Raw genomic sequence first — 22,872 nt, 5'->3', positions numbered from 1 at the left:
AGGACCACCCGTGACCACGCCCGACCACCCGACGCCCGCGGGGCCGTACGGCCCACCCCAGGGCGCGGTCCCGCCGCCGTACGGCGCACCACCCCAGCAGGCGCCGTACGGCGCGCCACAGCAGCCTCAGCCCTACGGGCAGCCCGCTCCGCAGCAGGCGTGGGGCCAGCAGCAGCCGATCCCGCAGGGCTGGGCACCGCCCCAACAGCCCGGATTCGGGCAGCAGCCGCCGTACGGCCAGCAGCCCGCGTTCGGGCAGCCCGGCCAGCCGATGCCCCCGATGCCACCCGCCAAGAAGGGCGGCGGCAAGGTCAAGCTGGTCGTCACGCTGCTGGTCGTCGTGGGCGCGATCGTCGGCGGCTACTTCCTCAACAAGAGCTCGCCTGCCAGCGCGAACCCCGGCGACTGCATCAACATCGTGTCGGCCAGCATCGTCGACCCGAAGATCGAGAAGGTCGACTGCGGCGCGCAGAACGCGGCGTACAAGGTCGCGGTGAACCTCGACAGCGCGTCGGACAAGTGCCCCGAGGGCGACTACGGGTCGTACTCGGAGTCCGGTCGTCGCAGCAGCGGGTTCACGCTCTGCCTGATGCTCAACGCCGCCGAGGGCGACTGCTTCAAGACCGAGGGCAACTTCGTCTCGGGCAAGACCACCAAGGTGACCTGCGGCGCGGACGCCAGCTACAAGGTGTCGAAGATCGTGACCGGCAGCGTCGACAAGGCCGCGTGCGGGTCGGACGGCAACGAGCTCGTCTACTCGCAGCCCGCGACCACGATCTGCCGCGTGGAACCGTGACGCCGGTGCTGCCAGTGGGCTAGACCACTGGGGGTTCCGGCGGCCAGTTCGCCAGGGACGGAACCACGGAAGTGGAGCCCGGTACCGCTGATCGGGCGGTGTCCGCGGTAGGCCGTTCCGGGGACCGCGGTTGACGTGTGCGGGAGGAACGGGAACGGGGCGGTCACCACCGGTGACCGCCCCGTCTCCAGCTGTCAGCTGGTGGTACCCGGTGGCAGCAGCTGCTGCACGTCGAGCCTGCCCGGCAGCACGTTCTCGGTGTCCATCATGTCCGCGACCCGCTGGAGGCGGATCGGGTTGAGCGACAGCGGGAAGGTGCCGACCGAGACCAGCGCCGCGGTCTGCTGGTCGACGTCTACGTAGCTGCTCAGGACGTCCTGGACGCTCAGCTTGTTGTTCGACGCGGTCTGCTGCGCCTCGCGCAGGACCGACCGGAACAGGGCCAGCGTCTTGGGGTTCCCGTCGGCGAACTTCTTGCTCGCGGCGTACCCCGACATCGGGAAGTCCTTGGTCGGGCCGATCGCCGTGTCGGTCACGATCCGGGCGCCGATGTCCTTCTGGGCCTTCGTGATGAAGGGCTCCGTCATCCACGCGCCGTCGACGGTCTTCGACTGCATCGCCTGCACCATCTGGTCGAACGGGATCTCCTTGAAGGTGATCCGGTCCTTCTCGATGCCCGCGGTGTCGAGCACGGCCTTGGTGGTCAGCTCGCCGATGTCGTTGTTGTTGTTGACCGCGATCCGCGGCGAGGCGATCTTCGCCGGGCCGTCGTAGTTCGGGTCCGTGGTGACCAGCGCCATCGAGTTCGCGCCCGCCTGGTACGCCTCGCCCTGGAGCTGGAGCTGCGTGCCCTCCGCGACCTTGCGGAACAGGGTCACGTGGCTCGCCCAGGTGATGTCCAGCGTGGTGTCGAGCTGCTTGATGCCCTCGTCCTCGCTGGTCTGGGGCACGAGCTGCACCTGGAGACCGGCTTTTTCGAACAGCTTGTCGTTGATCGCGATGCGGAGCGGGGCGACGTCCACGACCGGCATGACGCCGATCCGGAGCGTGTTGCGCTCGATGTCGGTGGCTCCGCTGTCGCCGCCGCCGGGCAGCAGGCTGCACCCCGCGGTCGTGGAGACGACGGTCAGGGCACACGCGACCAGCGCTGCCGCGCGTCGCAGTACATGCGCTCGGGTAGGCATGGCACCTCTCGCCTGGTGACTCGGGAAGTCGAGTTGATCAGTGTTCGTCGACACACGCCATACTGTCCGTCGGGTCACCCTGGAAGGTGGCGCAGAGGCAGCTAGGTATCGACGTTCGGGGATGTTAACCACCCGGACGTATGAAGCGACAGCCCAACTCGATACGGTGCGTGCTCCTAGAGGCTTCCATCAAGTAGGGGCAGACCATTACGCTCCCGGCCGAGTGGTACAGGTTCTCTGGCGGACCATCCGGTTCGTGGAGCAGAATGGAGCGCTTGGTCGGCGCTGGGTTCCCGTACTGCTTTTTGGCCCGATTTTGCGAGTCCATACTTCGGTCCGGGGGAGAGGCCGGGGACACTGCTGCCGGAAGAGGAAGCCCAGGGTGGCCCGACGAGAGAGAGGTCCCAGCCAGTCCGGCGCGGGGACCGCACCCCGCTCCGATAGGCCCGATACGGGTGACGGACTGGCTGCGCCGAGTGATGCAACTGTGACCGAGTCGACGGGATCTGGAAAAACCGACGTGCCGCAGAACAGCGCAACAGATGCGCAGAGCGCTCGTACGTCGAGCTTTCGGCTGCGCAACTGGCGCCTCCGGACCAAGCTGTTCGCCGTCCTGCTCATCCCGACCATCGCGGCGCTCGCGCTCGGTGGCCTCCGGGTGCAGACGGACCTGCAGAGCGCGACGGAGTTCAACCAGCTGGCGAACGAGGTCCAGCTCGAGAGCTCCGTCGCCGACCTGGTGCAGCAGCTCCAGCGCGAACGCGACCTGAGCGCGAGCCACGTGGCCTCGGGCAAGCAGGTCGACCGCGTCGTGCTCGACCGCCAGCTGCGCCGGGTGAACGACACCTCCGACGCTCTGCAGACCAAGATCACCGAACTCAGCGGCGACCTGGACCCGGAAGTGGCCGACCGCTTCCGCCGCGCCGCCGAGCAGCTCAAGCGCCTCAACAGCCTCCGAAACGCCGTGCGCGACACCGCGTACCCCTCGGACGCCGTCCTGCGCACCTACTCCGAGTCCGTGGAGAGCCTCCTCGACCTCGGCGAGCAGGCCATCGCGGGCATCAACGACCCCGAGCTGGTGCGGTTGCACCTCGCGACCAACGCGATCGCGCGCATCAAGGAGCAGGAGTCCCGCAAGCGCGGCATCATGCTCGACGTGTTCCAGCGCGGGGACTTCCCCGCGAGCCAGCAGCGCGTGCTGCTGGCGGCCAACGCCGAGCTCGAGGCCGCCCGGAACGACTTCCGCAAGTCCGCATCGCCGGACCAGGCGAAGATCTACGACGACACCGTCACGGGTCTGATCGTCGACACGGCGAACGACATGCAGGAGTCCGCGCTGAACCTGGCGGCGGCCAACCAGAGCCTCGCCACGCTGCGCCCGGAGAAGTGGGACATCGCGTCCACGCTGACGGTCAACCTGACCCGCGACGTGGAGAACCTGCTCCTCGAACAGCTCCAGAACCGCACGGACGAGCTGACCGGCTCGGCCCGCGCCGACGCGTTCCGCGACTCGGGCCTCGTGCTCGCCGCGCTGCTGCTCGCGCTGGCCATGGCCCTGTTCGTCGCCCGCTCGATCCTCAACCCGCTGCGCGTCCTGCGCCGCACGGCCCTCGCGGTGGCGGACCACGGTCTGCCGGAGGCGGTCGAGAAGATCCTCGCCGACCCGAACCCGCAGCTCGCGGCGCAGAACGCCATCGCGCCGGTGCCGATCACCACGCGGGAAGAGGTCGGCCAGGTGGCGCGGGCGTTCGACGCGGTGCACGGCGAGGCGGTCCGCCTGGCGGCCCAGCAGGCCCTGCTGCGCGACAACGTCAACGCGATGTTCGTCAACCTGTCCCGCCGGTCCCAGGCGCTGGTCGAACGCCAGCTCAACCTGATCGACCGGCTGGAGCAGGACGAGCAGGACCCGGACCAGCTCGCCAGCCTGTTCGAGCTCGACCACCTCGCGACCCGCATGCGCCGCAACTCGGAGAACCTCCTGGTCCTCTCGGGCACGGACCTCTCGCGCCGCCTCACCCGGCCCGTTCCCGCGGCCGAGGTGCTGGGCGCGGCGGTGTCCGAGGTCGAGCAGTACGCCAGGGTCCAGGTCGGCCAGACCCCGGAGCTCACGGTGCAGGGCCGCGCGGTCAACGACCTCGTGCACCTCATCGCCGAGCTGCTGGACAACGCCACTGCGTTCTCCGACCCGGTGACGAAGGTCACGGTCCGTACCGCCCGCACCCGCAAGGGCGAGCTGGCGATCGAGATCCAGGACCGCGGCGTGGGCATGGCCGAGCAGGACATCATCGACGCGAACGAGCGACTGGCGGACCCGCCGGACGTCGACGTCGCGGTGTCCCGCCGGATGGGCCTGTACGTGGTCGCCCGGCTGGCCAAGCGGCACGACATCAAGGTCCGGCTGCGGGTCAACGAGGACATCGAGGGCGGCACCACGGCGCTCGTCGTCGTCCCCGGCACGCTCGTCCAGCAGCCCGGCCAGGCGGCCCCCATGGGCGGCCCGACGGAGTCCCTCACGGACTTCAACCCGGCTCAGCGGGCCAGCGGCATCGCGGGGGCCTTCAGCGGCTCCCCGCGCGGTGACGAGGGCTTCCCGTCGCAGGGCGGCGGCTTCCCCTCCCAGACCGGCGGCTTCCCGTCGCAGGGCGGGGCGGGCGACACCGGGTACCACTCGTCGGGCAGCCTCACCGGCGACTTCCCGTCGCAGGAGTTCAGCCCGACCGGCAGCTTCGCGCAGCCGGACCTGAACATGCCCGTCAGCTTCGTGCGGGGCGAGTCCGTCCCCGAGCCCAACGCGGTCCCCGCGTTCGGCGTCACGCGGGCCGACGACGACTCCAACGTGTGGCTGCCGATGTCGGGCGGCGACCAGGCGCAGCCGGAGAAGGTCTGGCCGGAGCACGCCAACGCGCACGACCCCGGCCCCTCCACCGGCGAGCAGACCCTGTTCACCGCGTACGAGGACCGCCACGAGGACGCCTCCGCGCCCATCCAGGCGGGCTACGAGACGACCCGCTTCGAGCCCGTGGTGCCCCGCGCCGCGGTCGCGGAGCCCGAGCCGGAGCGGCGCAACGGCAACACGCCCGCGCGCAAGGAGGCCGACCACGACCTGGACGCCCCGACCGAGCGGCTGCCGATCTACGAGGCGGTCCTGTCGCAGTGGTTCCAGGCGGTCGGCAGCGAGACCTCGGCGGCCAAGGCGCAAGCCGTGCCCGCCGTGGAGAAGACCGAACTGGTCCGGACGCCGGAGCCGGAGTCCGAACCCCCCCTGTCGGACCGCGAGGAAGTGGCGCTCCCGACCCGCAAGCCGAAACCCGTTCCGGCTGTGGCTCCCACCACCACCGAGGTTTCCGTACCCTCAAGGCTTGACGGTTTGTCCGCATCGGGTCTCCCGAAGCGGGCTCCGAGGCCTGAAGCCGCACCCGTCCTGGAACCGGAGCCGGTGGCCGAGGTCGAGGTCGAGCAGGTAGAGGAGCAGGAGGCCCCACAGATGCAGGCGGAACCGACCGCCGAAAGCGCCTGGCAGTCCCCGGCCGACGAAGGTTGGTCGGCTGCCCAGGCTCTGCTCAGCAAGACGCCAGACGCCAAGACACAAGCGGGGTTGCCCAAGCGGGTGCCCAAGGCTCAGCTTGTGCCAGGGTCAGCCGCGCCGAAGATTCCTTCGGCGGGGCAATCGCAGCGGCCCCCGCTGCCACCACGGTCGCCTGACGCGATCCGTGGACGGATGTCGAGTCTTCAGCAGGGCGTCCGACGAGGGCGACACGCGTTGATCGACGCTTACGCTGGTGACCAGTCGAGCCGGCAAGACGAGGAGCAGGAGTGACGACCGCAGCTCAGCCAGGCAGCTTTGGTTGGCTAATCACCGACTTCGTGCGCCGGGTACCCGGCGTTGCGCACGCCGTAGTCGTGTCGGCGGACGGGCTTCTGCTCGCCGGCTCGCAGGGCCTGCCGCGGGATCGGGCCGAACAGCTTTCGGCGGTGGCATCCGGTCTGGTCAGCCTCACCGCTGGCGCGGCTCGCTGCTTCGAGGCCGGTGGCGTGAACCAGACCGTGGTCGAGATGGAACGGGGTTACCTGTTCCTGATGTCCATCAGCGACGGTTCGTGCCTCGCCGTTCTCGCCGCGCCCAACTGCGACATCGGTCTCGTGGCCTACGAGATGACCTTGTTGGTCGAACGAGTCGGACAGCAACTCACCCCGGAGCTGCGCGCTCAGCTCCAGGGCGTGGTAAGGCGGTAGACCTCATGAGAGCGTGGGGGTGAGCGGAGATGGCTGAGAGATCGGGCGCCCACGGACGTCGCTTCGGTAGCAACTTCAACTACCAGGAGTGGGCGGTCGGGGGATTCCAGTTCTCGGATCCGGACGCCGCCGACCCCGCGCCGGATGAGGAAACCGACGAAGCAGTGCCCAGCGTCAAACCGGTGGTCCGGCGGAAACGCGGGCGACCGAAACGCGAGAGCGCGGAGATCGATGGCACAGGGCAGGGGCTAGACGACATGTCTCAGCGTGAGGTTGACGATTCGTCGTACGACTACGACGACGTGCCGAACCGTTTCGACATCGACGGGTACGGAAGTGGTCTGTTCGGCGGGCCGGGCGCGGATCTCTTCGGTGCCCACAACCTGCCGGACAGCGTTCCGGAACAACTCCCGTACACGACCGGCCAGCAGCCGATCGTGCGCCGGGAGGAGAACCCGGCGGCCGAATCGGGTTCGCTGGTCCGTCCGTACACCCGGACCGGTGGCCGCACCAGACCCGACTACGATCTGGCCATCGAGGCACTGGTGTCCACCAGTGATCGCGGGCTGGAACGAGACGCGGCAGTGCTTCCGGAACACCGGTCGATTTGCGGGATTTGCACGGACACCCGGTCCGTCGCCGAAGTCGCCGCACACCTCCGACTCCCCTTGGGCGTCGTGCGGGTGCTGATCGGTGACATGGCGAGCATGGGTTTGGTTTTGATTCACCAGGGTGGTCTGGTCGTGGGAGACCGACCTTCCATTGACTTCCTTGAGAGGGTGCTCAGTGGGCTTCGCAGGCTCTAGTCCCCAGGGCGCCGAGGGCGCACGGAAGCCGACGACCTCCGCGAAGATCGTGGTCGCGGGCGGCTTCGGCGTGGGCAAGACGACCTTCGTCGGCTCGGTGTCCGAGATCGTGCCGTTGACCACCGAGGCGGTGATGACCGAAGCCAGCGCGGGTGTGGACGACCTGTCGGCAACGCCGAACAAGGTCACCACCACCGTCGCGATGGACTTCGGCCGCGTCTCCCTGGACAGCGACCTGATCCTGTACCTGTTCGGTACGCCGGGTCAGCACCGGTTCTGGTTCATGTGGGACGACCTGGTCCGTGGCGCCATCGGCGCCATCGTCCTGGTCGACACCAGGAGGTTGGCCGACGCGTTCGCGTCGATCGACTTCTTCGACGACCGGCAGCTGCCGTACGTCGTCGGCGTGAACTGCTTCGACGGGTTGCTGCACCACCGCATCGAAGACGTGCGGGAGGCGCTGACGATCGACCAGTCCGTGCCGATAGTGACTTGTGACGCGCGCAACCGGCAGTCGACCAAGCAGACGTTGATCACGCTGGTCGAGCACGCCATGCGCCAGTGGATGTCCGTCCGCGCGGGCTGATTCCAACGCTGCAAGACCAACGCCTGGTGCGGCCTCCCACTCGTGGTGGGAGGCCGCACCGGGCTTTTGGCGTACGCGGTGAACGCCGCTTCTCCACCGTTCGGACGCCGAGCGAGGATCAGTCCTCGACGAGCGCCGCCGACGTGATGCGGTGCAGCGGGAAGCGGCGGACCTCGCCGTAGCTGAGGTCGTAGCCCTCCAGCACGCCGCCGCCGACGACCTGCGGCTTGATGACCCGCGTCGCGGCCGTGCCGTGCGAGTCGACGAGGTCGACCAGCACGCTCCGGCCGTCCCTCGCCGCCCGCTGGAGCAGGTCGAGCGTGGCCGACGGGCCGTTGCCGTGGTTGGCGGGCACGGTCACGCGCTCGCCGCGCTGGGTCGACCGGGCCCGGTCGCCAGCCTTGACCAGCCGGACCAGTTCCACGAGCTGGTCCTCGCTCGGCGTCGGCACGTGGACCGCTCGCCGGGCCGTGCGGGCCTTGCCGGGGATGCGGCGGCCGCTGACCCGCAGGTCCAGCACGCGCCCGTCCGGGCCCTCGGCCGCGGGGGCGAACCCGGCCGCGCGCAGGCCGTCCAGGACGTCGGACAGGGCCAGCGGGCTCACCAGGACGGTCGGGGCGATCTTGCGCAGCTCCAGCGCGTCCGCCGCGGGGTGGGCGAGGACCTCGGTGAGCAGCACCGGGTCGTCGCAGCGCAGGAACGAGCCCGCCGCGCCGCCGCGCAGCCTGCCGTGCTTGCGGGCCGCGTCGTCGATCAGGTAGGTCAACGACTGGGGGATCGGCGTGCGCGAGCCCTTGCGGAACAGCTCGTGCAGGTCGGAGGCTGTCTTGCCCGCGTCGAACGCGCGCCGCACCGAGTTGTCGCCGACCCGGTAGACGGTCGCGCCGCCCGCCGACTCGACGTCGGCCACCAGCGCCAGGTCGTCGGCCAGTTCCGGCTCCAACCGGCCCGGCGCGATCACGGTCAGGTCGGCCTGCACCAGGAAGTGGTCGACCGGCGCGGGCAGCGAGTCCGTCAGCTGCTTGGACGCCAGCGCCGGGCCCTCGGTGAGCAGCACCCGGCCCGCGCTGGTGATGGCCCCTCGGGACAGCACGGCCAGCGCGGTGCCCTCGGCCATCGTCCAGCGCACGAGGTCGTCGCGCAGCCTGCCGCCGCGGCGGGGCGCGCGCCACGCCAGCACGGTCGCCAGCTCGCCCGCGTCGGCCACGGTCGTGCCGGGGGCGAGTCCGGCGAGCGCCTCCAGGATGCGGCGGCGGTCGCGCGGGGCCGCGGGGCGGTTCAGCTCCGCGGACAACGGGTTCAGCAGCCGTTCCTTCTCGTCGCGCTGCCCGATGAGGCCGGGCAGGCGGGGGAGTTCGAGCCACGCCTGCGCCAGCGTCGACCAGCGGACCTCGGGGGTCGCGGTCAGCCAGCTGTCGGCCAGCGCGGTCGGCACCCACTCGGGCTCGGTGCCCTCGCTGTCGGCGATCAGCCCGGCCGACACGGCGACCTCGATCAGCAGCGACGCTCGGGTCTCGTCGACCTCCAGGTCCTTGGCGACGCGGCGCATGTCCCGCACGCCGAGACCGCCGGTGCGCAGCACCGACGGCGGGTCCTCCGACCAGGCGTTGACGAGGGATTCGGTGTGCCGCAACAGCTCCAGGGCCTCACCGCCGCCCGTCTCGTCCACGACGGACGCGTCCAGCGCGATCGTCCGCAACGACGGCTCGGTCACCTGGACCGACCCGAGCGGCCGGTCGCCGCGCACGAGGAGGCCCACCTCGCGCGGCAGTTCCACGGTCTTGCCGTCGCGGCGCAGCAGCAGGCCCCTGGCGAGCAGCTTCTGGATCGGCGTCCTGGCCTGCGCCAGGGGCACGACGAGCGCGGCGTCCTTGGTCTGGCCGATCGGCGGGCCGTCGGCCAGCGTCCGCAGCACCCGGCGCTCGTCCTCGCCGAGGTCGGACAGGTCGGCGTCCGCCAGCTCCGGCACCGAGCGGCCGAGACCGCCGGGGAACGCGGCCACGGCGTCGCGGCTCGCGGGCGGCGTGGAGAGGGCGTCGTCCGGCCCCCACAGCAGGGCTCGGGCGCGCAGGGCGGCGACCGCCTGCTTCAGCGGCTTCGCCTTGACCTCCTTGCCGAACAGCTTCGCCAGCGAGGGCAACGGGACCGGCCGCAGGTCGGCGTCCAGCACGAGCAGCGCTTCCAGGACGGTCAGCGTGAAGGTGTCCAGGTCCTCGCACGCCCGCGACACCGACGCGCGGGTCGCGATCCGCGCCGCGAGGACGGCCGTGTCGGCGGGGACGGGGGTCGCCAGGTCCGGCCGGGCGCGCAGCAGCGCCACGAGCACGGTGTCGTCCTGTGCGCGCAGCCAGTCGGCCAGAGTGGTGCCGGACATCTGCACCACGGTATATGTGCGGGGGTCGATCGGGCACACTTGTCCCGACGTAGGCATCACCGAGGAGGACACCGTGGCGAAGGCCGCACGCCCTGAGCGCATCGACCCGCACTGGCCCGTCGTGCCCGAGGGCGAGCACGTGGTCAGCGAACTCGCCAGCGACAGCCAGGGCGCGCAGTCGCCCTTCGGGCACATGCCCTTCCCGCTGGCGGCCGACGAGCTGCCGTACCGGCACCCGGTGACCGAGATCAACAGGTAGTCCCGGCGGGGGCCGCCGTTCACCCGAGTGGCGGCCCCAACGCCGAGTCGCGCGAGTTCCGTTATTGCCGGGCGACTACCCTCGACTCCCGCGTGGGCAGTACTGATGTGGGAGGAACGATGCCGGTCCCCGGCCCTGGTTACTCGATCACCGTTCGACTGGAGGCACCGCCGTCGGCCAGCGCCGCGGGCGACCTGACCAGCGCGGTTGGGCGAGCGGGCGGTGTGATCACCGCGTTCGACGTCGTGGAGTCGCACGGCGACCGCGTCGTCATCGACCTCACGTGCAACGCCCTCTCGGCGAACCACGCGAAGGACATCACCGACACCCTGGAGACGCTGCCCGGCATCGTCGTCCGCAAGGTGTCGGACCGCACGTTCCTCGTGCACCTCGGCGGCAAGATCGAGGTCACGTCCAAGGTGCCGCTGCGCAACCGCGACGACCTCTCCCGCGCCTACACGCCAGGCGTCGCCCGCGTGTGCCAGGCGATCGCGGAGAACCCCGAGGACGCGCGCCGCCTGACCATCAAGCGCAACACCGTGGCCGTCGTCACCGACGGGTCCGCCGTGCTCGGCCTGGGCAACATCGGCCCGGCCGCCGCGCTGCCCGTGATGGAGGGCAAGGCCGCGCTGTTCAAGAAGTTCGCGGGCGTCGACGCGTGGCCGATCTGCCTCGACACGCAGGACACCGAGGAGATCATCCGCACGGTGCAGATCCTCGCGCCGGTCTACGGCGGCATCAACCTGGAGGACATCGCCGCGCCGCGCTGCTTCGAGATCGAGGCCCGGCTGCGCGACCTCCTGGACATCCCGGTGTTCCACGACGACCAGCACGGCACCGCGATCGTGGTCGTCGCCGCGCTGCGCAACGCCCTGCGCGTGGTGGACAAGGACATCAAGAACTGCAAGATCGTCGTCTGCGGCGCGGGTGCGGCCGGGTCGGCCATCATCCGCCTGCTGCTCCAGCAGACGCCCGGCGACGTGATCGCCGTGGACGTCGACGGCATCGTGCACCGCGACCGCGAGAACATGGACGTCAACCTCAAGTCCATCGCGGAGCGCACGAACAAGAAGAACGTGAAGGGCCGTCTGCACGACGCGCTCGTCGAGGCGGACGTGTTCATCGGCGTCTCGGCCCCGAACCTGTTCGGCGCCGAGCAGGTCGCGACGATGAACTCCGACGCCATCGTGTTCGCGCTGGCCAACCCGGACCCCGAGATCGACCCGATGGAGGCGCAGAAGCACGCCGCCGTCGTGGCCACCGGGCGCAGCGACTTCCCGAACCAGATCAACAACGTGCTGGCGTTCCCCGGCGTGTTCCGCGGCCTGCTCGACGCGCACGCCAGGACGATCACCGACGCGATGCTGCTGGCCGCCGCCAACGCCATCGCCGACGTCGTCGCGGAGACCCAGCTGAACGCGTCGTTCATCGTGCCGAGCGTCTTCGACGCCACGGTCGCGGGCGCCGTCGCGGAAGCGGTCCGGAAGGAAGCGGCCGCCGCGAAGGTCTAGGAATAAGGTCAGTGGCATGACCAAGCAGTTCACCCACCTCGATTCCAGCGGCGCGGCGCGCATGGTCGACGTCTCCGGCAAGGAGGTCACCACCCGGACGGCGGTGGCGACCGGGGTGGTGCACACGACGGCCGAGGTCGTGGCACTGCTCGCCGACGACGACCTGCCGAAGGGCGACGCGCTCGCCACGGCCCGCATCGCGGGCATCATGGCGGCGAAGCGCACGTCGGAACTGGTGCCGTTGTGCCACCCGCTCGCGCTGTCGAGCGTGAAGGTCGAGTTCGTGCTGGGCGACGCGGAGATCCGCATCTCCGCGATCGTCCGCACGACCGACCGGACCGGCGTGGAGATGGAGGCGTTGACCGCCGTCTCCGTCGCCGGGCTCACCCTGCACGACATGGTGAAGGCCGTCGACCCGTGCGCGTCCATCGACGCCGTCCGCGTCGAGCGCAAGGACGGCGGCAAGTCCGGTACCTGGATCCGCCCGGAGGGCAGATGAGCACCACGGCTCGCGTCATCACCGCGTCCAACCGCGCCGCCTCGGGCGTGTACGAGGACCGCGGTGGTCCGATCATCGTCGAGTGGTTGCGCGGCAAGGGTTTCGAGGTGCCCGACGCGCTCGTCGTCCCGGACGGCGAGCCGGTGGCGGACGCCCTGCGGCAGGCCGTGGCGGCCGAGGTGAACGTCGTCGTCACGACCGGCGGCACCGGCATCAACCCCACCGACCGCACCCCCGAGGCGACGCGCGAGGTCCTCGACTACGAGGTGCCGGGCCTCGCGGACGCCATCCGCCAGTCCGGCTGGCCGACCATCCCCACGGCCGTGCTGTCCCGCGGTCTCGCCGGGGTGGCGGGCCGCACGCTCGTGGTCAACCTGCCCGGCTCCACCGGCGGCGTCCGCGACGGCCTGGAGATCCTCGGCCTGGTCCTCGACCACGCCGTCGACCAGCTCCGCGGCGGCGACCACGTGCACGCCCACGCGAACCTCCACACCGGACCCGCCGCGGTGCTGCGCGCGACCGTCAGCGAGTTCCCGCTGTCGGTCGAGGAGCACGCCGCCCTGGTCGAGGACGCGGGCGCGGGCGCGGTCGTCACGTTCGCGGGCGTCGTCCGCGACCACGACGGCGGCCGGTCCGTCCGCGAACTGGAGTACGTCGGCCACCCCAGCGCGGCCGACATCGTCGCCGAGGTCGCGGCGGACATCGCCACCCGCTACTCGGGCGTCCGAGCCCTCGCCGTGTCGCACCGGGTCGGCCCACTGGCCATCGGCGACGTGGCGCTGGCCGTCGCGGTCGCCGCCGAGCACCGCAAGGAGGCGTTCGCGGTGTGCTCGGAACTGGTGGACGAGGTGAAGCGACGGCTGCCGGTGTGGAAGCGCCAGGTCTTCACCGACGGCACCGACGAGTGGGTCAACTGCCCCTGAGCTTCGCCCGCAGGTCCTCCGCCTCGTCGGTGATCCCCAGCTCTTCCAGGTGCCCCAACGCCTTCCGCCACACATCGCGGGCGGCCGAGGGGTCCCCGGAGGCGGCCAGCGCGTCGCCGAGGTGGGTGAGGATCGTGGACTCGTGGAGCCGGTCGCCGACGGCGAGCGCGGCGGCCTCCCGCAGGTGCTCGACGGCCAGGTCGTACCGGCCCGCGCCGAGGTGCGCGAACCCGATGGTGTCCAGCGCGGCCGCCAGGTACCGGGGTTCCTCCAGGTCGCGGAACACCTCGCGCGCCGCCTCGGCGTGCACCAGCGCCAGGTCGAGTTCGCCGAGCCGCGCGTAGTCCCACCCCGCCGCGCCGTGGGCCCGGCCCTGCGCGCTCCGGTCGCCGACCTCCTCGTAGAGCGCCAACGAGCGCAGCGCGTGGTCGAGCGCGACGTCGAACCGGCCGTCCTGCTCGGCCATCCACCCCAGGTTGTTGTGCGCGCCCGCCTGGGTGCGCGGGTCGCCGAGCGACTCGCCGAGCGCTAGCGCGTGGGTGAAGTGCTTCCGCGCGGACTCGAGGTCCCGCAACCTGCCGTGGGCGTGGCCGAGCGCCGCGTGCGCGCGTTCCTGCGGCCGGAGGTCGCCCAGCCGTTCCGCGGCGGCGAGCGCGGTGGACTGCGTGTCGATCCACTCCACCCAGTGGCCGCCGCGGTCGAGGTCGACGGCGATGGCCCACGCGATCTGCCAGGCGTGCCGGTCGAACCCCTGCTTCGCCGCGAGGGAGACCGCCGCCACCAGCACCCGGTGCTCGGCGTCCCACCAGCGGGCCGCCGCCTCGATCCCGGCGAACGACTCCCGGTGGACGTCCGGGCCGGGGGCGTCGAGGTCGACCGGGGAACGGGCGACGTGCACCAACCGGTTCGCCTCCGCCGCCGCGTACCGGTAGTGGTCGAGCAGGCGGCGCACCGCGTCCCGACGGCCGTCGTCCGGCTGCTCGACCGCGTACGCGCGCAGCAGGTCGTGCAGGGCGAAGCGGCCGGGCGTGGGCGCGTGCAGCAGGTGGGCCGCGGCCAGCTCGTCGACCAGCCCGTTCGCCTCGGTGATCGGCACGCCCGCGAGGCTCGCGGCCGCGGCGACCGACACGTCCGGTCCGGGGTGGGAGCCCAGCAGGCGGAACAGCCGCGCGGCTCCGGGGCTCACCTGGCGGTAGGAGTAGGAGAAGACCGCGCGGACGCCGTTGGCCGGGTCGTCGTCGTCCAGGGTGTCGAGGCGGGTGTGCTCGTCCCGCAGGTCGTCGGCGAGGTCGCGCAGGCTCAACCGGGCGTTCACCGCCGCCCGCGCGGCCATCAGCGCCACCGCGAGCGGCACGCCCGCGCAGTGCTCGACCAGTTCCGCGGCCGCCTCCGGGTCCGCGTCGACCCGGCGCGCGCCGAGGTGCCCGCGCAGCAGCGCGAGCGCGTCGGCCTCGTCCAGCAGGTCGAGCGGGATCGGCCGAGCCCCTTCGCGGGCCACGAGCCCGGTGAGCTGGTTGCGGCTGGTGATCAGCACCAGGCACGTCGGGCTGGCCGGGAGCAGCGGGCGGACCTGGTCGGCGTCGCGGGCGTTGTCCAGCAGGACGAGCACCCGGCGGTCGGCGAGCAGGCTGCGGTAGAGCGCGGTCTGGGAGTCCAGGGTGGCGGGCACGCGTTCCGACGGCACGTCCAGCGCGGTGAGGAACCCGCGGACGGCGTGGCTCGGGGGAGTCGGCGCGTTGTCGGCGTCGAACCCGCGCAGGTCCACGTAGAGCTGCCCGTCGGGGAAGCGGTCCGCGGCCTGGTGGGCCCAGTGCACGGCCAGGGTCGTCTTGCCGATGCCCGCGGAGCCGTTCACCGCCGAGATCACCACGGTCTCGGCCGCCACGTCCAGCAGGCGGCCGAGGTGGCGCAGTTCGGTGGCGCGGCCGACGAAGTGCGGGGTGCGGGTGGGGAGCTGGCGGGGGACGGGGGTCGTCGTCGGCCGCCGGTGCTCGCCCACCAGGATCCGCTGGTGCAGGGCCCGCAGCTCCGGGCCGGGGTCGACGCCCAGCTCGTCCCGCAGGACCTCGCGGACCTGCCGGAAGCAGTCGAGCGCCTCCGCCTGGCGACCGGCCAGGTGCAGGGCCCGCATCCGCTGGTGCCAGAAGTGCTCGCGCAGCGGGTGGCGGTCGGTCAGCTCCCGCAGCTCGGGCACCAGGTCGGAGTGCCCGCCGAGCGCCAGGTCGGCCTCGATCCGCAGCTCCACGGCGGCCAGCCGCCGTTCGACCAGACCGGGGACCACCTCGCGGTGCAGCACCTCGGACGGCACGTCGGCCAGTGGTTCGCCGCGCCACAGCGCCAACGCCTCGGTCAGCAGCGCCGAGGCCTGGCGCGGATCGGCGGTCCTGGCCCGCCGGACCAGGTCGTCGAACAGCCGCACGTCGAGGTCCTCGTCGGAGGCCTCGACCAGGTAGCCCTCGGCGCGGGTCTCGATCACGTCCGGGCCGAGCGCGTGGCGCAGGCGCATGACGAGGTTGTGCAGCGCGGTGCGACTGGGCGGGTCGTCGTCCCAGACGCGGGCGACCAGCACCTCCAGCGGCACGACCCGGTTGGCGTCCACCAGCAGCGCCGCCAGCACCGCGCGCTGCCGGGCCGCCCGGATGGACAGCGGCCTGCCGCCGTGCACCACCTCGAGCGGGCCGAGCAGGCGGAACTTCATGACTTCATCATCTACGCCGCGAAGATCCACTGCCCGCCGACGGCAGGAGCCCCCGAGCCGCTGGGGGGATAGCGGTTCGGGGGCTTCCTGGTCCGTCACCCGACCGAGGTCGGGCAGGTCTTACTTGATGGCGATCTTCAGACCCGGCGTGATCAGGTCCGGCGAGGGGATGAAGTTCTTGTTGAGCTCGGCCAGCTTCTGCCAGCCGCCCTCGACCTTCTGCTCGTCGGCGATCTTCGACAGGCTGTCGCCCGGCTTGACCTCGTACCCGCCGTCGGGGTTGTTCGTCGGCAGTTGGAGCAGGACCGGCGCGGGGGCCGGCTGCGCCTGGCGCACGGGCGCCTGAGCGGCCCGCTGCTGGGACGGGGCCGGGGTCGCCTGCTTCTGGGCGGGCGCCGGGGCCGCCGCGACGGGGGCGCTGCCGCCGCCACCGAGGCCCTTCGGGCCGCACACCGGCCACGCGGTGATGCCCTGCGACTGGAGGACGTTCTCGGCCACGCGGATCTGCTCTTCACGCGAGGCGTTGGCGGCCGAACCGGAACCGCCGTTGGCGGCCCACGTGCTCGGCGAGAACTGGAGACCGCCCTCGTAGCCGTTGCCGGTGGCGATCCCCCAGTTGCCGCCGCTCTCGCACTGCGCGACGGCGTCCCAGTTCACGCTGCCCTGGGCTTGGGCTTGTCCTGCGGCGATGCTGAGCGGCGCACCGACGATGATGCCTGCCACTGCCACCTTGGCGATGCTGCGAGCGGTACTGGACAGCTGGCGGTGCTTGCCTCGGTTAGAAATCATTTTCCTCACGGTCCACCAGCACCTGCACGGGGAACTCGGGGTTCGGGCCCGGTGCGTTCCTCAGCCCCTGTCCGGCGGGATTTCTCGCTCGGGGTTGTGTGCCGGGGGACCGCTGGACAGGGCTCGGTGCTCGGTCTCCCGGTAGTGCTCGTGACTGCTTCGGGGGCAGTCGATTAGCGACCGTACGTAACCGGCGGCGGATCCCCAAACGATTCGATGTGTGACTCACGTCACCCTAACATCGGGAAGGGGGGTGATATCGCGCTATTTCCGCAGATGGGAGGGCCGTTATCCGGTCGTTTCCGTTCCGAGATCAATCGAGATGGATCACCCAGGGTGAGGCGTGTCCCACAGCGCTGCTCCACTCGGGCAAGACCTGCGACCCAGTCGAGACGTGCTTACGATCATGCCGTGAGCGTCGAGGTGAAGATCGTCGGAGGGACCGAGATCGTCGTCGACGGTCGCCGGATCCCGATCGTCGGCGACCGGCAGACGGCGTTCGTCACGGCCCTCGCGACGGCCGCGGGAGACCCGGTCCCGATGGCCGAGCTGATCGAGCGGATGTGGCCGGACGGACCGCCGTCGAACCCGCGCCGCGCCGTGCAGGCGATCGTCGCGCGCCTGCGCGGCCTCCTCGACGCGCCGGATCTGATCACCACCGAGCCGAGCGGCTACCGGCTGCGGGTGTCCCGCGCGGACGTCGACGCGCTCGCCGAGGCCCGTCCGCCCGGCCCGCGCCAGCTGCCGTCGGACCTGCCGGACTTCGTCGGCAGGCAGGAGCAGGTGGCCGAACTCACCCGCGCGACCGCCCCGCTGCTCGTGCTGTCCGGCCCGCCGGGCATCGGCAAGACCGCGCTGGCCGTGCACACGGCCCACCGGCTGCGCTCCCGGTTCCCCGACGGGTCCCTCTACGGCGACCTGCGCGCGTACGCGCCGGGCGAGCCGGTCGCGCCCGAACGCGTGCTGTCGCGGTTCCTGCGCGCGCTGGGCACCCCGCCGGACGCGATCCCGGTCCGGCTGGACGACCAGGTCGAGGCCTACCGGGCCGCGTTGGAGGGCAAACGCGTCCTCGTGCTGCTGGACAACGCGACCGAGGAGGTCCTGCGCCCGCTGCTCCCCACCGCGCCGGGGTGCGTCGCGCTGGTCACCAGCAGGCACGACCTCGCCGCGGTGCCGGGCGCCCACCAGGTCGAACTCGGCGAGCTGGCCGCCGAGGACGCCCGCGACCTGCTGGGCGGGATGCTCGGCGAGGAGCTGGCCGCCGAGGTTCCCGCCGCCGTCGACGAGCTGGTGGCGCTGTGCGGGTGCCTGCCCCTCGCGCTGCGCATCGCGGGCGCGAACCTCGCGGGCCGCTACGCCGACGACGTGGTCGACTACGCCGCCGAACTCCGCGACACCGACCGCCTGGCCGCCCTGTCGGTCGACGGCGACGTGGCCGTGCGCCGCGCGTTCGACCTCTCCTACCGCGCCCTGCCGCCGGACGCCCAACGCCTGTTCCGCCGCCTGGGCCACGTGCCAGGCCCGGACTTCGGCCTGGCGACGGCGTGCGCGGTCCTCGGCACGGACGCCGCACCGCTGCTCGACGTGCTGGTCGGCGCGAGCCTCGTCCAGCAGTCGGGACACGGCCGCTACCTCCTGCACGACCTGCTCCGCCTCTACGCCGCGGGCATGCCGGAACCCGACCCGCTCGGCGGCCTGCTCGACCACCTCTTGGGTGCGACCTTGGCGGCGGGCCGTGCGCTCAACCCGGAGTTCCACCGCGCCACCGTGCCCGCGGACATCCCGGTGGTCGCCGAACCGGAGGACGCGCTGGCGTGGTTCGACACCGAACGCGCCACCCTCGTGGCCACGGCGGTCCGCGCGTCCCGCTTCGACCGACCGGAAGTCGCCTGGCTCCTCACCGACCTGGCCCGCGGCTACTTCTACTTCCACGGCCACCTCTCCGACTGGCTCACCGCTTTGGACGCGGCCCTCGCGGCCGCCGAACCGAACACCTACGGCGAGTTCGTCGCCCGCCGCGGCCTGGCCCTGGCCCACTGGCGCGGCGGCCGCCTCTCCCCGGCCGTGGACGAGTTCACGAGAGCCCTGACCCTGGCCCGCCGGTTCGGCACCGCCCTGGACGTGAGCGCGGTGCTGTCCAACTCCGCGATCGTCCACTGGGACCTGGGCAAACTGGACGCGGCCGCAGCCCAACTCCGCGAATCGCTGACCCTCAAACAGGACGAGCCACCGGTCCAACGCGCACCGACGCTGTTCAACCTGGCAGGCGTCCACCTGGACCTGGGCCCGCTCGACCGCAGCATGGACCACGTCCGGGAAGTGCTGAGGATCTCGGAAGACCACGACCTGGCCTTCGGCATCGCCTTCTCGACCGCCCACATCGGCGACACCTACTACTTGATGGGCGACCTGCCCCAAGCCGAGAAGCACCTCGCGGCAGCACTGGCCCTGCACGAGACGGTCAGCGTCGGCCTCGTGTTCCGCGCGGGCGGCATCGACAGCATGGCCAACGTCGAACTGGACCTGGGCAGACCCACCGCCGCCCTCGCGCGCGCAATACAAGGAATGGACCTGGCTGTCCAAGCGGCGGACAGCAAGGGCGAGGTCGACTCCAGGAACACCCTGGGCCGAGTCCACCGTGGACTGGGCGACCTGGAGCAATCACTGCACCACCACCAAACAGCCCTGGCCACCAGCACCTCCACCGGCTACCGCAGAGGCCAAGTGGACGCCCACCTGGGCCTCGCCACCACCCACCGCCTACTGGGCGACCTCGACCAGGCCCTCACCCACGCGAGGTCAGCGGAAGACGCAGCCACCACAGGCCAACTCCACGTCCGCCGCACCCGAGTACTGACGGAGAAGGCCGAAATCCACCTCGCGCGCGGCACCCTGGCAGAGGCAAGACAGGTAGGAGAAGAAGCCCTCACCCTGAGCCGCACGACAGGAAGACGAATCGGCGAAGCCCACGCGCTGACCTGCCTGGCCAAGATCCACCAAGCAACCAATGACACCCAGTCCGCAATGGAGTGTCAGCAAACAGCAACAACGATCTTCCAGGCCCTAGGCACCCCAGAACCCACAGCCAGCAACACCTGAACCACACGGCCCACACAGTCCGAGCAACCGACTGGAGACCCCCAACGGTCCAGCGGCGGACTGGTGACCCCGCTGGAACCGGCAGGCGCAGGCCACGGAACGTGGCCGATTTTACTTGGGGATTTTGGCCTTAAAATTGGAGATCGGGCAGGGCTTTGGGGCACTGCCTTTTGGCCCGATCAAGGTCAAAATGAGGGGACCCAAGTAAAATCGGCCACAGCACGCTGGAAGCCGCAGCCGCCAAGAAACCCCGCTGGAAGCCGCAGCCGCCAAGAAACCCCGCTGGAAGCCGCAGCCGCCAACAAACCCCGCTGGAAATCGAAGCCGCAAAGAAACCCCGCAGCCCCCCCGCAGCCCAAGATCACCCCCCGGCGAACGGCGGCAGCACGTCCAGCAGAGCCCCGGACCGCACCGCCACCCCCCGATCCCTCACCGCGACCCCGTCCAACAGGAACGACGCCGCCGCCAACACCTTCGCCAACGGCTCCCCGTGCCGCTCGTGCACCACGGTCAACACGTCCGCCACCGTCGGCGACCCCACCACTTCGAACCGCTCGTCCGGCACCCCGGCCGCCGCACGCGCTCCGGCGAAGTACCGCACCGTCAACTCCGGCAACTCATCCTCCGATTGCGCTCATGGGCCGGTCGGGCTGGTGGAAGCCCGCGTCGTTGATCCCGTGCCCGGCGGCCTTGACCCACATGGTCGCCCGCCACATCTCCGCGATCTCCTCGTCGGACGCCCCGTCCCGCAGCGGTGCCCTCAGGTCGGTCTCCGACTGGCTGAACAGGCAGTTCCGCAACTGCCCGTCCGCCGTCAACCGGGTCCGGTCGCACGCCGCGCAGAACGGCCGCGTCACCGATGCGATCACGCCGACCACCGCGGGCCCGCCGTCGACGAGCCACCGTTCGGCAGGCGCGCCGCCACGGGCGACCGGTTCCGGCGTCAACCCGAACGACTCGCTCAACGACGCCAGGATCTCGGCGGCCGTCACCATGCTCGAACGGTCCCACCCGTGCTGCGGGTCCAGCGGCATCTGCTCGATGAACCTCAGCTGGTACCCGTGCTCCACCGCGAACCGCAGCAGCGGCACGGCCTCGTCCTCGTTCACCCCGCGCAGCAGCACGGAGTTGATCTTCACTGGCTGGAGTCCGGCGGCGGCCGCGGCCGCCATGCCCTCGATCACGTCCTCGATCCGGTCGCGTCGGGTCAGTTCGGCGAACCGGGCCCGGTCGAGCGTGTCCAGCGACACGTTCACCCTGTTCAGCCCGGCTTCGACCAGTCCGGCGGCTCGCCGGGCCAGTGACAGGCCGTTGGTGGTCATGCTGATCTTCGGTCGGGGTGCGAGCGCCGCCGTGGCCGCGATCACGTTCTCCAGCCCGCGCCGCAGCAGCGGTTCGCCGCCGGTGAAGCGGACGTCGGTGATGCCGAGCCTGGTCACCGCGATCGCGAGGAGCCTGGCGAGTTCGTCGTCGCTGAGCACCTCGGACTTCGGCAGCCAGTCCAGGCCCTCCGCGGGCATGCAGTAGGTGCACCGGAGGTTGCAGCGATCGGTCAGCGACACCCGGAGGTCCGTCGCGACCCGGCCGAAGCGGTCGACCAGCTCCGGCTTGTTCGGACGCGTGGAAGCGTCCGGCGTGCCGCGCACGACTGGCAACCCGAGTTCGACTGCTGTCACCTCCGCCAGGGTAATGCGGAAACCCTTGTGGGTGGCCACAGCGGACCCGCTGTGACGGACGTGTTAGTTGTCATCACCCACAAGGCCGAAGTGAAGCACCGTGTCTTAGTGGCTAAGATGTTGAACAAGCCAAGAGGAGTGTGGTCATGGCCGAGGTGCCGCCCGACGTGCTGGAGCGTTTCGCCTGGTACGGCCGTGAGATGAGCGCACTGACGGTGATGTTCCACAGCAGGGTGGCCGAGGAGATGGGCCTCTCCGCCACCGACGAGAAGTGCCTCGACCTGGCCATGCGCGCCGAGGGAGCCCTCACGGCGGGGCGCATCGCCGAGCTGTCGGGGCTGTCCACAGGGGCCGTCACGGGCGTCATCGACCGGCTGGAGCGCGCCGGGTACGTCCGCCGCGTGCGCGACCCGCACGACCGCCGCAAGGTGCTGGTCGAGGTCACGCCGCAGAACGCGGAGAAGTTCTCGCACCTCTTCGAGGGCGCGATGGCGAGCGTCGAGCAGGTGCTCCGGCAGTTCACCCCCGAGGAGCGCGAGTTGCTCGAGCGGTACAACCGGCTGTCGATCGACACGTTTCGACAGCGGATGTTCGACGGCCTGGAGTAGCTCGCGCCCACGCTCGGGTGAATCATGTGCCGCATGCCGGAGCGCTGGAACTACCTCATGGACATGGACGGCGTGTTGGTGCACGAGGAGCACCCGATCCCCGGTGCGAGCGAGTTCGTGGCCGAACTCACCGGCAACGACATCCCGTTCCTCGTGCTGACCAACAACTCGATCTACACGCCGCGCGACCTGCGCGCCCGCCTGGCGCGGACCGGGCTGGACATGCCCGAGTCGGCGATCTGGACGTCCGCGCTGGCCACGGCCAAGTTCCTCGACTCGCAGCGCCCGAACGGGTCCGCGTTCGTCATCGGCGAGGCGGGCCTGACCACCGCGCTGCACGAGATCGGCTACGTGCTGACCGACCGCGACCCCGACTACGTGGTGCTCGGCGAGACCCGGACCTACAGCTTCACCGCGATCACCAAGGCCATCCGGCTCGTCGAGGAGGGCGCGAAGTTCATCGCCACCAACCCCGACGCGACCGGCCCGAGCCGCGAGGGCTCGCTGCCCGCGACCGGTGCCGTCGCCGCGCTGATCGCACGGGCGACCGGCCGCGAGCCGTACTTCGTGGGCAAGCCGAACCCGCTGATGATGCGGTCCGCGCTGCGCGCGCTGGGCACGCACTCGGCGAACACGCTGATGATCGGCGACCGCATGGACACCGACATCCGCGCGGGCTTGGAGGCGGGCTTGCAGACCATCCTCGTGCTCTCCGGCATCTCCGCCGACTCGACGGCCGAGATGTACCCGTTCCGCCCGACCAAGGTGATCACGTCCATCGCGGACCTGGTGGGGAACTCGGCAAACCCCTTCTGACCTGGTAGTACGCAA

The 22,872-nt window shown here is 71.1% G+C and carries 18 protein-coding genes; 12 read left to right on the top strand and 6 right to left on the bottom strand.

What is annotated here, in order from left to right; genetic code table 11:
* The first annotated feature begins 10 nt into the window (after positions 1–10).
* Entirely contained in the window at positions 11–796 is a 786-nt protein-coding gene (locus ACFWW9_RS04030) for a hypothetical protein (RefSeq protein WP_390371115.1), read from the top strand.
* 194 nt (positions 797–990) lie between these two features.
* Here the strand turns inward: ACFWW9_RS04030 and ACFWW9_RS04025 are convergent, their stop codons facing one another.
* On the bottom strand, positions 991–1,980 hold the full coding sequence (locus tag ACFWW9_RS04025) for an ABC transporter substrate-binding protein (RefSeq protein ID WP_390371114.1): 990 nt from the start codon (positions 1,978–1,980) through the stop codon (positions 991–993).
* A 520-nt stretch (positions 1,981–2,500) separates the two neighbouring features.
* Here ACFWW9_RS04025 and ACFWW9_RS04020 point away from each other — a divergent pair.
* The 4 genes from ACFWW9_RS04020 to ACFWW9_RS04005 are packed head-to-tail and all read left to right on the top strand — an operon-like array spanning position 2,501 to position 7,605.
* Positions 2,501–5,797 carry a nitrate- and nitrite sensing domain-containing protein gene (locus ACFWW9_RS04020; RefSeq protein WP_390371112.1) on the top strand — a complete coding sequence of 1,099 codons (3,297 nt, stop codon included), beginning with the start codon at positions 2,501–2,503 and terminating at the stop codon, positions 5,795–5,797.
* A complete protein-coding gene (locus ACFWW9_RS04015) occupies positions 5,794–6,213 on the top strand; it encodes a roadblock/LC7 domain-containing protein (RefSeq protein ID WP_106185427.1) in 420 nt (139 codons plus the stop codon). The genes ACFWW9_RS04020 and ACFWW9_RS04015 overlap by 4 nt, the downstream gene beginning before the upstream one ends.
* A 29-nt stretch (positions 6,214–6,242) precedes the next feature.
* Entirely contained in the window at positions 6,243–7,019 is a 777-nt protein-coding gene (locus tag ACFWW9_RS04010; RefSeq protein ID WP_390371111.1) for a DUF742 domain-containing protein, read from the top strand.
* Positions 7,000–7,605 carry an ATP/GTP-binding protein gene (locus tag ACFWW9_RS04005; protein WP_106185428.1) on the top strand — a complete coding sequence of 202 codons (606 nt, stop codon included), beginning with the start codon at positions 7,000–7,002 and terminating at the stop codon, positions 7,603–7,605. Before ACFWW9_RS04010 ends, ACFWW9_RS04005 begins: the two co-directional genes overlap by 20 nt.
* 118 nt (positions 7,606–7,723) lie before the next feature.
* Here ACFWW9_RS04005 and ACFWW9_RS04000 read toward each other — a convergent pair whose 3' ends face one another.
* Entirely contained in the window at positions 7,724–9,979 is a 2,256-nt protein-coding gene (locus tag ACFWW9_RS04000; protein ID WP_390371109.1) for a helicase-associated domain-containing protein, read from the bottom strand.
* 73 nt (positions 9,980–10,052) lie between these two features.
* Between ACFWW9_RS04000 and ACFWW9_RS03995 the strand changes: the two genes are divergently transcribed.
* The 4 genes from ACFWW9_RS03995 to ACFWW9_RS03980 all read left to right on the top strand — a co-directional run bounded on the left by ACFWW9_RS03995 (position 10,053) and on the right by ACFWW9_RS03980 (position 13,171).
* Complete coding sequence (locus ACFWW9_RS03995) at positions 10,053–10,238, top strand: hypothetical protein (RefSeq protein WP_390371107.1); 186 nt, start codon at positions 10,053–10,055, stop codon at positions 10,236–10,238.
* 119 nt (positions 10,239–10,357) lie between these two features.
* Positions 10,358–11,749 carry an NAD-dependent malic enzyme gene (locus tag ACFWW9_RS03990; protein ID WP_390371106.1) on the top strand — a complete coding sequence of 464 codons (1,392 nt, stop codon included), beginning with the start codon at positions 10,358–10,360 and terminating at the stop codon, positions 11,747–11,749.
* 16 nt (positions 11,750–11,765) lie between these two features.
* Positions 11,766–12,248, top strand: a complete 483-nt coding sequence (gene moaC / locus ACFWW9_RS03985) for a cyclic pyranopterin monophosphate synthase MoaC (RefSeq protein WP_390371104.1) — start codon at positions 11,766–11,768, stop codon at positions 12,246–12,248.
* Complete coding sequence (locus ACFWW9_RS03980; protein ID WP_390371102.1) at positions 12,245–13,171, top strand: molybdenum cofactor biosynthesis protein MoaE; 927 nt, start codon at positions 12,245–12,247, stop codon at positions 13,169–13,171. The genes moaC and ACFWW9_RS03980 overlap by 4 nt, the downstream gene beginning before the upstream one ends.
* Here ACFWW9_RS03980 and ACFWW9_RS03975 read toward each other — a convergent pair.
* A complete protein-coding gene (locus ACFWW9_RS03975) occupies positions 13,158–15,869 on the bottom strand; it encodes a BTAD domain-containing putative transcriptional regulator (RefSeq protein WP_390371101.1) in 2,712 nt (903 codons plus the stop codon). The two genes, ACFWW9_RS03980 and ACFWW9_RS03975, sit on opposite strands and share 14 nt — an antisense overlap.
* Positions 15,870–15,989: 120 nt before the next feature.
* The gene (locus ACFWW9_RS03970; protein ID WP_390371222.1) at positions 15,990–16,655 is read right to left on the bottom strand and encodes a transglycosylase family protein; all 666 of its coding nucleotides are present in this window, start codon (positions 16,653–16,655) and stop codon (positions 15,990–15,992) included.
* Positions 16,656–17,069: 414 nt separating this feature from the next.
* Here ACFWW9_RS03970 and ACFWW9_RS03965 point away from each other — a divergent pair, with 414 nt between their 5' ends.
* On the top strand, positions 17,070–19,757 hold the full coding sequence (locus tag ACFWW9_RS03965) for an ATP-binding protein (protein WP_390371099.1): 2,688 nt from the start codon (positions 17,070–17,072) through the stop codon (positions 19,755–19,757).
* A 361-nt stretch (positions 19,758–20,118) separates the two neighbouring features.
* On the opposite strand, the gene ACFWW9_RS03960 is transcribed toward ACFWW9_RS03965, so the two are convergent.
* Both ACFWW9_RS03960 and moaA read right to left on the bottom strand, forming a co-directional pair.
* Positions 20,119–20,373 carry a MoaD/ThiS family protein gene (locus ACFWW9_RS03960; protein WP_390371097.1) on the bottom strand — a complete coding sequence of 85 codons (255 nt, stop codon included), beginning with the start codon at positions 20,371–20,373 and terminating at the stop codon, positions 20,119–20,121.
* A gap of 1 nt (position 20,374) precedes the next feature.
* Positions 20,375–21,433: a GTP 3',8-cyclase MoaA gene (gene moaA / locus ACFWW9_RS03955; protein ID WP_390371095.1), complete on the bottom strand. Its 1,059-nt coding sequence runs from the start codon at positions 21,431–21,433 to the stop codon at positions 20,375–20,377.
* A 146-nt stretch (positions 21,434–21,579) separates the two neighbouring features.
* Here moaA and ACFWW9_RS03950 point away from each other — a divergent pair, with 146 nt between their 5' ends.
* The gene (locus ACFWW9_RS03950; protein WP_390371094.1) at positions 21,580–22,041 is read left to right on the top strand and encodes a MarR family winged helix-turn-helix transcriptional regulator; all 462 of its coding nucleotides are present in this window, start codon (positions 21,580–21,582) and stop codon (positions 22,039–22,041) included.
* 33 nt (positions 22,042–22,074) lie between these two features.
* A complete protein-coding gene (locus ACFWW9_RS03945; RefSeq protein WP_390371092.1) occupies positions 22,075–22,857 on the top strand; it encodes an HAD-IIA family hydrolase in 783 nt (260 codons plus the stop codon).
* The last annotated feature ends 15 nt before the right edge of the window (positions 22,858–22,872 follow it).

It is taken from the genome of Umezawaea sp. NPDC059074 (genome assembly GCF_042738955.1).
In the GTDB taxonomy this organism is placed as follows: domain Bacteria; phylum Actinomycetota; class Actinomycetes; order Mycobacteriales; family Pseudonocardiaceae; genus Umezawaea.
Note: the sequence above shows the minus strand (reverse complement) of the source record. Positions and strands in the feature narration are given on the sequence as shown.

Bases quoted from the DNA above. Each gene is read 5' to 3' on its own strand.
- ACFWW9_RS03975 (WP_390371101.1), bottom strand. From the start codon at position 15,869: ATGAAGTTCCGCCTGCTCGGCCCGCTCGAGGTGGTGCACGGCGGCAGG.
- ACFWW9_RS04000 (WP_390371109.1), bottom strand. From the start codon at position 9,979: ATGTCCGGCACCACTCTGGCCGACTGGCTGCGCGCACAGGACGACACC.
- ACFWW9_RS03980 (WP_390371102.1), top strand. From the start codon at position 12,245: ATGAGCACCACGGCTCGCGTCATCACCGCGTCCAACCGCGCCGCCTCG.
- moaC (WP_390371104.1), top strand. From the start codon at position 11,766: ATGACCAAGCAGTTCACCCACCTCGATTCCAGCGGCGCGGCGCGCATG.
- ACFWW9_RS03950 (WP_390371094.1), top strand. From the start codon at position 21,580: ATGGCCGAGGTGCCGCCCGACGTGCTGGAGCGTTTCGCCTGGTACGGC.
- ACFWW9_RS03945 (WP_390371092.1), top strand. From the start codon at position 22,075: ATGCCGGAGCGCTGGAACTACCTCATGGACATGGACGGCGTGTTGGTG.
- ACFWW9_RS04025 (WP_390371114.1), bottom strand. From the start codon at position 1,980: ATGCCTACCCGAGCGCATGTACTGCGACGCGCGGCAGCGCTGGTCGCG.
- ACFWW9_RS03990 (WP_390371106.1), top strand. From the start codon at position 10,358: ATGCCGGTCCCCGGCCCTGGTTACTCGATCACCGTTCGACTGGAGGCA.
- ACFWW9_RS04010 (WP_390371111.1), top strand. From the start codon at position 6,243: ATGGCTGAGAGATCGGGCGCCCACGGACGTCGCTTCGGTAGCAACTTC.